We start from the raw sequence: 14,187 nt of genomic DNA, 5'->3' as shown, positions 1-14,187 counted from the left end.
AGCGGAGCAAAGCTACAAATGCGCGCCCGTCGCACCGTTTGAGCCGTTTACGTCATTGGCCATGGCAAGTCTCTGTGCCGTACTCTCAATGCAGGTGGGATAAACACCAGCGAGTACGAGGTCAAAATGGCGCTTGAGAGCATCATTGCAGCCGCATGATAAGGATGCCAAACGTTCAGCGTCCCGAATGCAAACGCTGCCGCGTCGTGTTTCAAGAAGTCCACTAGCCCTGAGCGACTGCATGACGCGGCTCACGTAGCTCCGCCCAACTCCGAGCATGCCTGCGAGCTGCTCCTGGGTAAGAGGAACCTGGTGGTCTCCAGTGCGGTCAATAGCAGCGAGCAGCCACTTCACCGTTCGTTGCTCAATGGAATGAGCAGCATTGCACGCGACTGATTGGAAGACCTGGGCCAAGAGACAATCAGCATATCTCGCAAACAAGTAGCGAAGCGTCAGTGACCTTGCCTTTGCGTATTCCAGATCACCGATGGATATACGCAGGAACGGTCCTGGAAATTGTACGATTGCGCGAGCATAAGCGGGCAGCCGGCCCTGACTTACTATTCCGCCAACGGCGCCCTCTCGCCCGATCAAGGCTGTTTCGACAGCGCGGCCATCATCCATGACGATGACAAAAGAGGCCAACGCCGGACCACAAGGGAAATAGGCATACTGCACGGGGTCGCCAGGCTCGGCTAGTATCGCGCCGGTTTCTCCATGCATTTCCTGAAGAAAAGGCTCTAAAAGCATAAGGTCATCACGCTTCAAAGAGCGCAAAAGATTATTTCGAATGGCGTAGGGTTCAGAAGCCCCCGTCGTTACAGAATGATCCACACGGATACCCCGCTTAGCAATTAACAACGCGGGCTAAACGCCGATCCCCCCCAAAGTGTTCACAAGTGGACAGACAAACTACTGAAGCTCTGTTTACAGTGCCGCGATTACGCGCCGCTAGACGAGGAATTTAGGGGTCGATAACGAGCCAGTGTCGCAACGCGCAAGCTTGTGCACGGACCGCTGAAATAAAGCGGGCAACACGATCACAAGGGATCGACGGGCATTCGCGCTATCTCGTTCGCGAGAGCCCCTCGGCCGTGCCCCACAAACGGAGCGAACGCGGCGATGTTCGATGGGCGCTCCAATTCAAGCGAAAGACTGCTTTCGCCAGATAAGGTTATTGAATGACAGCACCCTTGCGTACTGATGCAGCGCCAATCCCAACTGGTGTTCCAGGTCTCGATGAAATTTTAGTGGGCGGTTATGCCACGAACAGGGCACATCTCATTGAGGGACGGCCGGGTTCCGGCAAAACGACGTTAGGCCTTCAGTTTCTATTGGAGGGACGGGAGCTCGGTGAGACCTGCCTCTACATCACACTTTCAGAAAGCCGTCGGGAACTCCTATCTGTAGCGTCTCGTCATGGCTGGTCGCTCGATGGCATCGAGATATTCGAACTCGTTCCTCCGGAGTTGAGCTTCGATCCGAAACAGCAGCAAAGTCTCGTCTATTCCTCCGACCTTGAGCTAGGTGAAACAGTCCGCATGGCGATGGCGGAAATCGAACGAGTAAAACCCACGCGCGTTGTTTTCGATTCACTTTCCGAAATACGACTACTGTCTCAAGGCTCATTGCGGTATCGGCGGCAGGTGCTCGCCCTGAAGAGCTACTTCCTGCTGAACGATGCCACTGTCCTTATGCTTGACGACCTCACGTCGGATCATGATGACCTCAACCTGCATTCTATAAGTCACGCAGTAATACGTCTTGATCAGGTCGTACCGGCTTACGGTTCTGAGCGGCGCAGGGTTACCGTTACGAAGATGCGCGGAACGGCCTTCCGCGGTGGCTACCACGACCTGATCATTGAACGTGGCGGTCTACGGATATTCCCGCGTCTCAAGGCTGCTCATCATCATCGAAACTTCGAACTTGATGTGATCCCAAGCGGCGTTGCTGGTTTGGACAAAATACTTGGGGGCGGCCTGACTCGCGGTACGAGCACGCTGATTGTGGGCCCCTCCGGTGCGGGAAAATCCACCTTAGCCCTAAGCCACCTGTGGGAATCATTGCAGCGTGGCGAGCCCGCTTTGATCATCAGTTTCGATGAGACCACAGGAATTCTACTGCAAAGGGCTAAGGGCGTTGGATACGACCTTAGCCCCCACATTGACACTGGCCGATTGAAGATTGAGCAGATTGATCCAGCCGATGTCTCGCCGGGAGAGTTTTCCGGCCGCGTAAGAGCGGCGGTTGAGGAACGCGGTACACGCCTCGTCGTGATTGACAGCTTGACGGGCTACTTGAACGCGATGCCGGAGCAGCCGTTCGTTGTTCTGCAGATGCACGAGCTGCTGACATACCTGAATCAGCAGGGTGTCGTTACAATCCTAATTCTCTCGCAGCACGGCATGGTCGGACAAATGGTGTCACCGGTGGACCTCACGTACTTGAGCGACTCTGTAGTGATGCTGCGGTTCTTTGAAGCGAATGGTCGCATTCGGCGGGCCTTGTCGGTGTTGAAAAGGCGGACCGGATCTCACGAAGATACGATCAGGGAATTTAGGATCGATCATCGGGGCTTGCGCGTTGGTCTGCCTCTGGAAAAATTCCGGGGTGTGCTGACGGGCGTGCCGACGTTCGATGGCGAATCCGCCACGCTCCTTGATGATCGTGAGGTGGAATACAATGGAGAGCTATGACGCGCCTGTGCTGCTACTTGCCCCGACCGGGCGAGACGGTTCAGTCGCGTCAGCTATCCTACGTGAAGTTGCCATTGAATCCGAAGTGTGCTCCGAACTTAGTGATCTTGTCGCAAAGCTGGACGGGGCCTCTTGCGCGGTCGTCACGGAGGAGGCGCTTTTAAACGCTGATCGCGCAGCACTTGCGGATTGGATAGTGCGTCAGTCGGCATGGTCGGACCTCCCTTTCGTTCTACTTACCTTTCGTGGGGATACACCGGTCGAGCATCTCATTGAGTTGCTGGGAAACGTGACGGTGCTGGAGCGTCCGTTCCACCCGACTGTTTTAGTCAACGCCGTCAAATCGGCGGTGCGAGCACGTCACCGGCAACGCGAAGTCGAAGCGCATTTGCAAGAACGCGAACAGACACACGAACGCCAGGAACTGCTAATTCGCGAATTGCATCATCGGGTCAAGAATACTCTCGCCACGGTGCAGGGATTGCTCGGAGCAACGGCCCGCACTGCGCGATCCATTGATGATTTTCATCATTCCTTCGTTGAGCGGATCGTCTCGCTTGGCCGCACGCACAATCTGCTGACCGAAGACTATTGGCAGACGGCGTCGCTAATCGAACTTCTGAGGAACGAATTAGGCCACTATGATAATGCTGCAAAGCAACGGATCGTACTTGACGGTCCCCAGGTGGAACTATCAGCTGACCTCGCCGTGCCGATCGGTATGGCTGTGCATGAGCTAACGACAAATGCTGCAAAGTACGGCGCTTTATCTGCGCCTGATGGAAGCATAGAGGTTCTGTGGAGGGTCGCAAACGTCAACCCGGGGCGCAAACTCTCGATTAGTTGGACCGAACGCGGGGGGCCACCGGTCAAGCAACCACGTCGCAAAGGCTTCGGGTCAACGCTGCTACATCGGGTTCTTGCTGCACAGTGCGGTGCGGAGATTGAGATCGCCTACGAGCGAGAAGGACTTCATTGCCGGATGAATATTCCTCTGACCGAGAAATCCAGATCCGCGGAACCAACGCTGCACCCCGCGGCATGAAGTGCTTCCGCTTCGGCAATCGCCTCTAACTTTCCCAGATTTCGTACTTGGAATTCCTTAAACTTGCGCATAGTATGTTCCCATGTTTGGGAGCTTAACTATGGCATGACGATAGTGGGTGCATCAGTTTTGACGGACTACGCGGATAAGAATCCGCGAGCGAGGCCGGCATTGCGCGCGCTCAATGTTCTGCTGCAGCAAGCAGTGTGGACGAACCCTGATGGTCTTGCCCGTGAATGCGGTGCTCTCGTCGGTGCCGATGAAGGCACTCAGACAGTTCTGGAGTTGCGTGATGCAGGCTGTCGCGTCGTGCTCAACATCAACTATCAGCTCGGCGTGGTTCGCATCACGTCTGTTTCGGCGATGAAGGAGACTCGAAAGAGATGACGAAGTCCGCGATTCAAACCATCAGGCCGATTAAATCTGAAGCAGACCATCGCGCCGCTCTCGCTGAAATTGACCGGCTCTTTGACGCTCCGGCCGGCTCGGAGGACGGAGACCGTCTTGAAGTGCTCTGTGTTCTTGTCGCCGATTACGAGCGTAAATCGTATCCCGTAGAGCCGCCCGATCCGATTGAGTTTTTGACATTCGCGATGCAGGCTCAGGGGCGCACGCAGGCGGACTTGGCGCAAGTCCTGGGCTCCCGCTCTCGGGCCTCCGAAATCCTGAACCGGCGTCGACACCTTTCTGCGGAGATGATCGCGAAACTCTCCAAGGCGTGGAACATGCCGACCAAACCGCTTTCAGCACCCTATGCGATCGCGGGAGGCATGAAGCGAACGGTTGTCCGCGGTGTGGCGGCCCTTGGGCTTGTCCTCATGCTCGGTGCCTTCACCGTTGGCGGTGTTTTCTGGAGTTACGGTCGACAGCTGCCAAGCACAGCGGATATTGCCAATTACACGCCGCCGAATATCGTGCGTTACGATGATAGCGGTCGGTTGGCTGAGTACCGTCGCTTCATCCCGCTGACATCGATCCCGAAACACGTCGTAAAGGCGTTCCTCGCCGCTGAAGATCAGGACTATTATGGCCACTCCGGCTTCAGTGTGTCCGCGATTGTTCGCGCCACCTTCCAGAACGTCGGAGATTTGGGAAGTGGCCGCAAGCCCTCCGGTGCCGCCACGATCACACAGCAGCTCGCCAAAAATATTCTGCTTACGGGGCAGCCCCCATCGATCTCGCGCAAAGTGAAGGAAATCATCCTTGCTAGCCGTATCGAGGATGCGTTGGATAAAGACCGGATACTGGAACTCTACCTCAACCAGATCTACTTCGGCGGTCATGCTTATGGGATCGCTGCGGCTGCCGAGCAGTATTTTGGCAAGGACCCCGCTGGTCTTACTGTCGCGGAAGCGGCCTATCTCGCCGCCCTTCCAAAGGCACCGAACAACTACCGGCTCGATGTCCCAACCAATCATGAGCGCGCGAAGGAACGCCGCGATTGGGTCCTCGATCGTATGGCCGAAGACGGACTGATAACGGTATCGGCGGCGCACTTTGCACGAGCGGAACCGTTGATCGGAAACTAACGCGAGAGCACAGACGCGGAATTGCAATGGGAAGCGCTAGCCGCTTCCCATGTGAACAATCCAAAGGCTATTTCAAAGTAAGCGGTAAGCCGGCTGCCATAAGGATAACGTTGTCAGCAATCTCTGCGACGCGTTGATTGAGCAGCCCCTGCGCATCTCGAAACTCTCGAGCGAGCTTATTGTCCGGCACGATACCGAGCCCGACTTCGTTGGAAACGATGACCAGCGTTCCACGAGCTTCTTTAATCGCAGCCAACAGGGCGTCGCTCTCCCATTCCACCGAGCGACCTGCCAGCATGACGTTGCTGAGCCAGAGCGTAAGGCAATCAACAAGCAGTGCGCCATCATCCTCGCAGTTGTCGCGAACAGCTTGCGCTAAGTCGAGCGGCTCTTCCACGGTCGCCCAACGATCATCCCGACGCTCTTTATGAGCCTCGAGACGCTCCCGCATCTCGTCGTCGAAGGCTTGGGCCGTTGCAACATAGATCCACGGCGGGGGAAGAGCCATCACGAGGCTTTCCGCTTTTTTGCTTTTGCCGGATCGCGCGCCGCCAAGCACAAGCGTGATGTGGTTGTTAGGTTCTGAAGGCATCTTTTCGAATTCGTCGGTGAAGTTCAGTGCGCCCAATATCAGGACCGGAGTGTGCGCGGCAACCGCTTAAGCACGAGCGGTGCGGTGCGCGAAAGAAGTTTCCCGATCGCGCTGCCATGTTTCAACGCCGTCCCGCGTCGCCTGGTACACGGCTGCGCCAACCGCTTCACCGAGGGCAGTGTGCAGGCCCGCGAATTGTGCGACCGTACCGTTTGTTGGTGCTGCGACGACAATGCAGTCGGTCCCCGTTCCCGTTAAGGTGACGCCATCGCGCTGAACATCGGCCTCAAGTATCGCAGTCGTGCGCGCCTGCGTCACAACGGACATTGTTTCGAGGAAAGCCCCCTCTGAAAGCGGCCGCGACACATGCAGAAGCGTATTGATCGTGCCAGCCAACGGCACAGGGGTGGAAATACGTCAGCCGACGCGTTCGCCGTTTGAAAGTCCCGCTGTTGTGAGACAGGTGGCGGCATCGTCCTCGATGATCGATTGTGAGACGTGATGACGGCGAATATCGCGAGAGGTCACTAGCGTGACTGCGTCTGACAGATTGGCCTCTACCATGCGTCGGGAAATGTACGAGGCGGCGTCGGTATCTTGCGGCAGATCCGTGTTACACACCTCTATCCAGGCAACGCACTGCGCCACCCGTGCGCCCGGGTGCGTGAGAGACCAGCTCAGCATGCGTTGAGGTTCGAAGAACTTCGCCACCAGAAACGGGCGAAGGCAACTCACCGAAAAAGGAAGTGTCACAGGAATGGGCCTCAGGGCAGTGAAATTAATGTGTTGCTTTCGAGCACGCGGCTGCGCTTGACAAGCGGTCAAGGACATTCAACCTGCACCGCCAATTTCCAAGATCAAAGGGTAAAGAGTGAAAAGCGACGATTGGACAACCCTCTCCTGTCCCCTCCCTTCTCAAGAACATGCCGCAGCAGCCGAGAACCGCCAGAATTCATTGACGAAACCTCCCGGCTCGCTTGGCATTCTTGAGCGGCTTGCAGTGCGGCTTGCCGCGCTTCAGGAGACTGAGCGCCCGAAGGTCGACGACGCGCGCATCATTCTGTTTGCGGGCGATCATGGCATAACTCTGCACGGCGTCTCAGCCTATCCTTCGGCCGTAACGGTTCAGATGCTTCACAACTTCGCAACAGGCGGCGCGGCGATATCCGTTCTTGCGCGTGAACTCAGAGCGCCTCTTGAGGTCGTCGATGTCGGAACGCTGGCAACAACGGAGATCCCCGGTGTTGTGAGAGACAAGCAATGCGCTGGAACGCGGGACTTCTCGACCGAGCCCGCAATGACGATCGAGGAAGCCCAGTTCGCAATGGCAGCGGGGCGGAGAGCCGTGCAGCGTGCAGCCGTTGGCGCCGATCTACTCATCCTGGGCGAGATGGGCATAGGCAATACGACGTCGGCAGCCGCTGTCGCTTCTGCGCTTCTTTCAAAGTCCCCGGATGATCTCGTGGGGCGTGGCACCGGCCTCGACAATAAGGGCGTCGAGCACAAGGCACGCATGATCAACGCCGCGTTGAAGCTGCATGGACTAGGAGGGACGGAAAAATCTCCGCTCGAAACTCTGGCGTGTGTCGGTGGTTTGGAAATTGCGGCTCTGACGGGTGCGATTATCAGCTCCGCTCAATCGCGTGTCCCGGTTCTGATCGATGGCTTTATCGTTTCCGTCGCAGCGCTTCTGGCTGTGCGGATCAATCCATCGTGCAAGGAGTGGCTCGTTTATTCGCATCGCTCCTATGAACAGGGTCATCAGCAGGTTCTCGAAGCGTTAGATGCCGAACCGCTACTCGATCTGAAGCTGCGGCTCGGGGAGGGCTCTGGCGCTGCTTTGGCGCTCCCTATCGTGAAACTTGTCTGTGCCCTGCACGCCGGCATGGCAACGTTTGACGAAGCGAACGTGTCGGGGCGTGGCTGATGCGCCAGATCGATCTGCTCCGTCACGGCGAAACAGAAAGAAAAGGGGTGCTGCTGGGCCGCACCGACGCAGTCTTGTCGGAACTGGGTTGGCAGCAGTTCGAGAAGCAGACCAGAAATCGTGAGTACTGTATAATCCTGACATCGCCACTGAAACGTGCCCGCGAACCGGCCGAACAGCTTGCGAACGCGCGCAACGTGCAGACACGCCGCGATAAAGACTGGGCGGAACTCGATTTTGGCGCATGGGATGGGAAGCCGGTCGCGGAGCTCCGGAAGGATGCTGAGATCGCACAGGCGTTAGATGCCTTTTATCGTGATCCAAACGCCTCGGGGCCGCCTGGTGGAGAAAACTGGACGACGCTGAGCGATCGCATCGCTCTTGCACTTGGCAGACTTCTGGAGGCGCCAGACGAGGGCAACGCGCTCATCGTCACCCATGCCGGGCCAATGCGCGCGGCTCTCTCCCTCGCTTGCGATATTCCCCTAGATCGTGTTTGGGCACTTAAGATTGACTACGGGACCCGCATCACCTTGCGCTTCGGCCGTGTAGACGGGAAATTTTGGGGCGAGATTATCGAGATCGTGCAGCCATGAATTTGCAGACATTCGGCTACGCCCTTCAATTTCTGACGAGACTTCCAGCGCCGCAAACCGCGGAATTCAATCCGGCGGATCTATCCCGTTCGGCAGGGTGGTTTGCCGTGGTTGGGGCAATTATCGGGGCCATTGTCGCCGCAGGCTTTTGGGCGGGATATTTCATTTCACCCTGGCTTGGGGCGCTCGTAGCGCTCGTGCTGTGGGTATGGGTGACAGGCGGTCTGCATATTGACGGGCTCGGCGATGTGGCCGATGCGCTGGGCGCGGCGCATCGTTCTCCTGAGCGTTTTCTGGAAGTGCTGCGCGATCCCCATGTCGGATCCTTTGGCGTCATAGCAATCGTTTTGCTGCTCATCGCTAAGTTGGTGCTTTTGGCTCAACTTTCCGAAGGATGGCACACGCTGGCGGCGCTCGTCCTTGTTCCTGCGTGGGCGCGATGGGGCACACAAGTGTGGAGCCTCTACGTGCCGCCTCTGGCAAGCGGATCAGGAGAGCGCTTCTCTTGGCAGATCAACCGACCCGTTGTCGTTGTCCAAGGGGGCATCTTGGCGCTTTTGAGCGTCTGGCTGGCTCCCGCATTGTTGGCGGCCCTGCTCATCATCCCGTTGATCGCCGTCTATTGGCGCGTCCGTCTAAGGGGCATCACGGGCGATTGTCTCGGTGCGAGCGTCGAAGTGACGGAGACGCTCTTGCTGTTGGCAGTTGTCGTGGCTGCCGTCATCCTCGCAGGCTAGATGTTGGTGCCAATCGCGCGAAGCGCCTGCTCCAGCCGCCGCCAAGATTCTTCCGGTCCCGGCAAGCCAAAGCGCAGCCACGTTGGCGCGTAGGAGAACTGGCGCACAAGGATGCCGTGCTGCGCCAATGTGTCGGCCACTTGCGCCGCACGCGAATGCGTGGCGAGGCGAAAGAGAGGCGTTCCGCCGATAACCGAGCAGCCACCGCAGGTTTCCAGAAGTGCATCGAGCCTGCGCTGAGCGTTCTGCAGCCGCGTCACGGCTTTCTCGCGCCACGCGATATCGGCAAGGGCTGCTGCGCCGATCGACAAAGCCGGACCGGATACCGCCCACGGTCCAAAATAATCGCGCAGCTGTGAAGCAAGGTCTTCGTGCGTAATCGCAAATCCGAGGCGCAATCCGGCAAGCCCATACATCTTGCCGAAGGAGCGAAGTACGATCGTTGCGGGCGGAAGATCAGGAATAAGACTTACGTCTGGCGCCATGACATCGGCGAACGCCTCGTCGACCACAAGCAGCCCATCTCGGGACTGCAGCTCGGCGGCCACCCCCCGCAATCGTTCTGTAGGTATGACTTGGCCGGTAGGATTGTTGGGATTGACGACGATGGCCACGCGGGCACTCGCGATGGTCGTCAGGTCGGGAACTTCAACAACGTAATGGCCCTCGTGCCGCCAAGCCTTGGCGTGCTCACTGTAAGTCGGACTGAGAATAGCGATCTGCGAGCGAGCAATAAGCCGTGGCAGAATCTGTATGAGGGCTTGCGTGCCTGAGGCCGGGACGACCATGTCCTGGTTCTGCGCGCCATAGCTCCGGGCAGCAGCTTCGCGCAACGCCAACTCATGAGAGCGCTGCGGCAATCGCGACCATATCTCCGGGGTCAACGGTGGAATCGAATAAGGAAAAGGATTAATACCCGTCGACAGGTCAATCCACGGCTCTGGCGCGGAAGGAAAACGTTGACGCGCCGCGTCGAGGTTTCCGCCGTGCAATAGATGTTCCGGCTGCGTCGCCATCGTGGTAGCACCTGTCGGCTGTGCCAAGCTATTGAACTGCAAACCCGTGTACGCTCCTCTCACGCTGATCGCATTGTTATTCGAAGCAGCCTGCGGCTACCCGCAAAGGCTGTATCGCGCGTTGGGGCACCCTGTCAGTTGGATCGGCCGACTGATAACATGGTGCGAGAGCGCCTGGAATGGGACGCAATATTCATTCGAACAAAGGCGCTTCAACGGGATAATGGCACTCGTTGTGTGCCTATCAGCAACATTGATTGCGAGCCTCGCATGTGTGCTCATTGCTGACCGGCTTTTACCGCATCCCTTAAATGTCGTCATTGTCGGTATCGTCGCCAGTGCCTTTATCGCGCAACGCAGCCTGTATCAGCACGTCGAAGCTGTTGCCGATGCGCTCGAAAGTGAGGGCATAGAATCCGGCCGCAGAGCTGTTGCGATGATTGTTGGACGCGATCCGACGTCGCTTGATGAGCATGCCGTCAGTCGAGCCGCCATTGAGAGCCTGTCTGAGAATTTTTCCGATGGCATTGTTGCCCCGACCTTCTGGCTCCTTATCGCCGGGCTGCCTGGGGTAGCTGCATACAAGACCATCAATACCGCTGACAGCATGATCGGACATAAGAGCGATCGCTACTTGGCGTTCGGTTGGGCCGCAGCCCGTCTGGACGACATTGTCAACTTACCAGCATCGCGTTTGTCCGGCTTGCTGATCGCCGCTGCTGCGTTTCTTCTTCCGCAGATGAACGGACGCGATGCGTTACAGGCAATCGCCCGCGATGCGGGCCAGCACCGATCGCCGAACGCGGGCTGGCCTGAAGCGGCAATGGCCGGTGCGCTCGGCCTCAAACTTGCGGGACCGAGGATATATGATGGCCTGACAGTCCCTGATCATTGGATGGGACAGGGACGTGCTGAGGCCAACGCGGTCGATATCCGGCGCGCATTGCAAGTCTATCGCATCGCGTGCGTGATACAGGCCGTTGCTATTGCGGTTCTCGCGATTGCTATGAACGTCTGGATTTAGCTAGAACGGGTTGATGTAGTTCATGATCGCCGTCATCCGAAGCATCACGCGTCGTATCACATGCGTGGGCTTGAGACGCTCAGTGAAGATTGCCGCATCGCCAGCGGTGCCTGCCGGCAAGCGTTGTGCTGACTTCGCATCATCAAGTTTAATCAGCACGACGAAGGGATCAGAAAATACCTTCGGGGGGGCAATGGCTTGCCCCGATATTTGGGTCTGACCAGAAGCGATCGCCTGGAGTACAGATTCCACGCGACCTTTAAAGATCTTCCCTGGAAAGAACTTGAAGGTCGCTTCGACGCGCTGCCCAGGTTCAACGAACCGCGCACTGATTTGTTTGATCTCTACGCCGATGAGCGTCTCAGATGTATCGATAAACGCCATCGCGGGAGAGAGCGGTAGGGATGCGACGCGCGCCCCTTTACGAAGCGCGATATTCGTCACGTAGCCATTGGCGGGCGCGCGGACGACCGTCTTATCGAGGTTCCATTTCGCCGCTTCGAGTTGTGCCCGGAGCTGTTTGACTTCAGCCTCACGCTGCTGGACATCGAACAGCCTTCCGGTATCCCGGCTATGCAGCTCGGCCATTTGTTCGTAACGGAGCTGAGCAAACTTGAGTTGTGCATCGAGTGAGTCGACCTGCGTCTGAAACGGGACAGGATCGATGCGAAAAAGGACGTCGTTGGCCTTTAGCGGAACATTGGCCTCGACGGGAACTTCGATAACTTCTCCGGCTACGTCTGGTACAATTGGAACCGAATGCCGTCTGACGAGAAGCGGGCCCGAGGGTGCGGCCCAGCCCATAGGAATGAAGAGGAGAATATTGAGCAGGACAAATACGAGGATCGGAGAAAGTTTCCAGAACAGATTGAACGGAATGATCTTGATCTTGACCAGTATGAAAAGAATGAGAAGGTAGACGAGAACGAGAAATATGATCATCGAGCAGCCTCCCGCTTATAGGGTGCGGGGGCGTCGACAAAGGCCCAGACGAGGGCGAGTGGCCAGAAAACAAAACCACAGATCAGAGTAACCCAACCCGCCACTGCGACACCTTCTGCCCACGGATGATTACGCTTCTTCGCGATATACCCCGGCGCCATTCCCAAAGCGACAAAGATAGCGATCAATGTGCTGAGTAAGATGATTAGAATGAAAATGGCGAATATATCAATGAAATGCATATATTCCCTCCGGAATTTCGAAGTAGGACGCTTCTTCTCTGACGAATATTGTCGGCGTCATATTCAAGACGCGTGGTGGTACGAGCTGCGCGAGATACTTGCGCAGCCCGTAAAGGGACGTCACCTTGCGCCCATATTCTCTTTCAGTTGAGCTTCGATTTTTGTGAGATTGAAGGATCCCGGTGTCTGGCTTGGGGGATAGTCCTTCATGGTCTGTAGGAATTTGGCGGCGAGACCTTGCAGCGGCACGAGAACGAATGCCCGGTCGAGGAACCAGTCATTGTATATGTTCGCGTTGTGCTGCGCGCGTTCGAATGGATCTCGGCGCAGATTGAACAGCAGCGGAACGCGAAGCTCCGTGAACGGCTCACGCCACACACCGAAGGCCTGCCCGCGGTTCTCCAAGAAAACGGTTTTCCACGCATCATACCGTATCGCGACTACTTGACCGTCGTCGTTGACGTACATGAACTCTTTGCGCGGAGACTCCTCGACCTCTCCGGAGAGGTATCCCAGCATGTCGTAGCCGTCGATGTAGTTCCTGTAGGAACGACCATTGAGTTCGACACCTTGTAAGAGCTTTTCTTTTATAACTGGATCCCCTGCCGCCGCAGCGAAGGTTGGGAGCCAGTCTTCATGCGAGACGATTCCGTTCAGAGTGACGCCGCTTGGAAATTTTCCGGGCCAACGTACGAACGCCGGCACCCGGTAAGCGCCTTCCCAGTTCGAATTCTTCTCACTTCGAAATATCGTAATCGCCGCATCAGGCCATGTATTGAAATGCGGTCCGTTGTCGGTCGAGTAGAACACGATCGTGTTGTCGGCCACGCCAAGTTCGTCGATCAGCTGCAATAGCTCACCAACGTGCCCATCGTGCTCGACCATGCCGTCATGGTATTCGTCGCCGTCGGGACCTGAAATTCCCCGATGCTCCTGCCTTACGTGTGTACGGAAGTGCATACGGGTTCCGTTCCACCATGTGCACCAAGGTTTGCCGTCGTTGTGCTGGCGTTGGATGAAGTCCTTAGCAGCGGCGACGGTCTCATCGTCGACGGTTTCCATGCGCTTTTTGTCGAGGGGCCCCGTGTCTTCTACCTTCTGCGTTCCATCCGGGTTTGCCCATGAATGGATCACTCCGCGTGGGCCGAACTTCTTCCGGAATTCAGGGTCTTTCGGATAGTCCTCGTTCTCTGGCTCCTCCTCGGCGTTGAGGTGATAGAGGTTGCCGAAGAATTCGTCGAAGCCGTGCATAGTTGGCAGGTGTTCGTCGCGGTCACCTTGATGGTTCTTGCCGAACTGGCCGGTGGAGTACCCGAGGCTCTTCAAAACGTTGGCGAAGGTGACATCCGTTTTCTGCCAACCTTCCTTTGCGCCAGGTAAGCCAACTTTCGTCATTCCAGTACGCACCGGCACGTTGCCGCCGATGAAAGCGGCGCGACCAGCTGTACAACTCTGCTGCCCGTAATAGTCGGTGAAGCTAACGCCTTCCTTGGCGATCCGGTCGATGTTGGGAGTCGTGTAGCCCATCATGCCGCGATTGTTGTGGCTGATGTTCCACATGCCGATGTCGTCACCCCAAATAATAAGAATATTCGGCTTGCTATCGTCTGCGGTAGGAGCGGATTCCGGCGCGGCTTGCGCTTTTGCGTCTTGTTGCGACCCGTTCACTGCTGCCAACGCAATGAGCGAAGCTCCCGTCAGCAAGACATTCCTGCGGTTAGGGGTGAATGAATCAGTTGCCGCTTGATTATCGTGGTTCTCAACGTCTTGCATTGTGAAATCCTCACTATGTCATTGGCTCTCATCCCCTCGTTCCCCGTTCCAGTTTGCTCCTGTTA

Annotated in this window: 14 protein-coding genes and 1 pseudogene; 8 read left to right on the top strand and 7 right to left on the bottom strand. The window is 56.9% G+C overall.

Features of this window, described 5'->3' with window-relative positions; translation table 11 throughout:
• Positions 1 to 12: 12 nt before the first annotated feature.
• Positions 13 to 834, bottom strand: a complete 822-nt coding sequence (locus BLS30_RS03750; protein WP_046477482.1) for a Crp/Fnr family transcriptional regulator — start codon at positions 832 to 834, stop codon at positions 13 to 15.
• 347 nt (positions 835 to 1,181) lie between these two features.
• On the opposite strand from BLS30_RS03750, the gene BLS30_RS03745 reads away from it, so the two are divergent.
• The 4 genes from BLS30_RS03745 to BLS30_RS03730 all read left to right on the top strand — a co-directional run bounded on the left by BLS30_RS03745 (position 1,182) and on the right by BLS30_RS03730 (position 5,273).
• Positions 1,182 to 2,699, top strand: a complete 1,518-nt coding sequence (locus BLS30_RS03745; RefSeq protein ID WP_046477483.1) for an ATPase domain-containing protein — start codon at positions 1,182 to 1,184, stop codon at positions 2,697 to 2,699.
• Positions 2,686 to 3,744: a sensor histidine kinase gene (locus BLS30_RS03740; protein ID WP_046477485.1), complete on the top strand. Its 1,059-nt coding sequence runs from the start codon at positions 2,686 to 2,688 to the stop codon at positions 3,742 to 3,744. Before BLS30_RS03745 ends, BLS30_RS03740 begins: the two co-directional genes overlap by 14 nt.
• Before the next feature lie 105 nt (positions 3,745 to 3,849).
• A complete protein-coding gene (locus BLS30_RS03735) occupies positions 3,850 to 4,131 on the top strand; it encodes a hypothetical protein (protein WP_046477486.1) in 282 nt (93 codons plus the stop codon).
• Complete coding sequence (locus BLS30_RS03730) at positions 4,128 to 5,273, top strand: transglycosylase domain-containing protein (protein WP_090226685.1); 1,146 nt, start codon at positions 4,128 to 4,130, stop codon at positions 5,271 to 5,273. Before BLS30_RS03735 ends, BLS30_RS03730 begins: the two co-directional genes overlap by 4 nt.
• A gap of 67 nt (positions 5,274 to 5,340) precedes the next feature.
• On the opposite strand, the gene cobU is transcribed toward BLS30_RS03730, so the two are convergent.
• On the bottom strand, positions 5,341 to 5,865 hold the full coding sequence (gene cobU, locus BLS30_RS03725) for a bifunctional adenosylcobinamide kinase/adenosylcobinamide-phosphate guanylyltransferase (RefSeq protein WP_090227384.1): 525 nt from the start codon (positions 5,863 to 5,865) through the stop codon (positions 5,341 to 5,343).
• 66 nt (positions 5,866 to 5,931) lie between these two features.
• Positions 5,932 to 6,576 (bottom strand): annotated as a pseudogene (locus tag BLS30_RS03720) (adenosylcobinamide amidohydrolase).
• Positions 6,577 to 6,736: 160 nt separating this feature from the next.
• Between BLS30_RS03720 and cobT the strand changes: the two are divergent.
• The 3 genes from cobT to cobS are packed head-to-tail and all read left to right on the top strand — an operon-like array spanning position 6,737 to position 9,125.
• On the top strand, positions 6,737 to 7,792 hold the full coding sequence (cobT, locus tag BLS30_RS03715; RefSeq protein ID WP_046477490.1) for a nicotinate-nucleotide--dimethylbenzimidazole phosphoribosyltransferase: 1,056 nt from the start codon (positions 6,737 to 6,739) through the stop codon (positions 7,790 to 7,792).
• Positions 7,792 to 8,388, top strand: a complete 597-nt coding sequence (locus BLS30_RS03710) for a histidine phosphatase family protein (protein ID WP_090226682.1) — start codon at positions 7,792 to 7,794, stop codon at positions 8,386 to 8,388. The genes cobT and BLS30_RS03710 overlap by 1 nt, the downstream gene beginning before the upstream one ends.
• Complete coding sequence (cobS, locus tag BLS30_RS03705) at positions 8,385 to 9,125, top strand: adenosylcobinamide-GDP ribazoletransferase (RefSeq protein ID WP_046477495.1); 741 nt, start codon at positions 8,385 to 8,387, stop codon at positions 9,123 to 9,125. The genes BLS30_RS03710 and cobS overlap by 4 nt, the downstream gene beginning before the upstream one ends.
• Here cobS and cobD read toward each other — a convergent pair.
• Positions 9,122 to 10,183, bottom strand: coding sequence for a threonine-phosphate decarboxylase CobD (gene cobD, locus BLS30_RS03700; protein ID WP_244512354.1), 1,062 nt, complete (start codon positions 10,181 to 10,183; stop codon positions 9,122 to 9,124). The genes cobS and cobD overlap by 4 nt on opposite strands.
• A 4-nt stretch (positions 10,184 to 10,187) precedes the next feature.
• Between cobD and cbiB the strand changes: the two genes are divergently transcribed.
• Positions 10,188 to 11,165 (top strand): adenosylcobinamide-phosphate synthase CbiB, encoded by a 978-nt coding sequence (gene cbiB / locus BLS30_RS03695; protein ID WP_090226680.1) that lies wholly within the window; start codon positions 10,188 to 10,190, stop codon positions 11,163 to 11,165.
• Here cbiB and BLS30_RS03690 read toward each other — a convergent pair whose 3' ends face one another.
• From BLS30_RS03690 to BLS30_RS03680, 3 genes are all read right to left on the bottom strand, one after another.
• On the bottom strand, positions 11,166 to 12,107 hold the full coding sequence (locus tag BLS30_RS03690; RefSeq protein ID WP_046477499.1) for an HlyD family secretion protein: 942 nt from the start codon (positions 12,105 to 12,107) through the stop codon (positions 11,166 to 11,168).
• On the bottom strand, positions 12,104 to 12,349 hold the full coding sequence (locus BLS30_RS03685; RefSeq protein ID WP_046477501.1) for a DUF3302 domain-containing protein: 246 nt from the start codon (positions 12,347 to 12,349) through the stop codon (positions 12,104 to 12,106). Before BLS30_RS03685 ends, BLS30_RS03690 begins: the two co-directional genes overlap by 4 nt.
• Before the next feature lie 120 nt (positions 12,350 to 12,469).
• Positions 12,470 to 14,122 (bottom strand): arylsulfatase, encoded by a 1,653-nt coding sequence (locus BLS30_RS03680; RefSeq protein ID WP_090226678.1) that lies wholly within the window; start codon positions 14,120 to 14,122, stop codon positions 12,470 to 12,472.
• Between the last annotated feature and the right edge of the window lie 65 nt (positions 14,123 to 14,187).

This window comes from Filomicrobium insigne (assembly GCF_900104305.1).
Taxonomy (GTDB): Bacteria; Pseudomonadota; Alphaproteobacteria; order Rhizobiales; family Hyphomicrobiaceae; genus Filomicrobium; species Filomicrobium insigne.
Note: the sequence above shows the minus strand (reverse complement) of the source record. Positions and strands in the feature narration are given on the sequence as shown.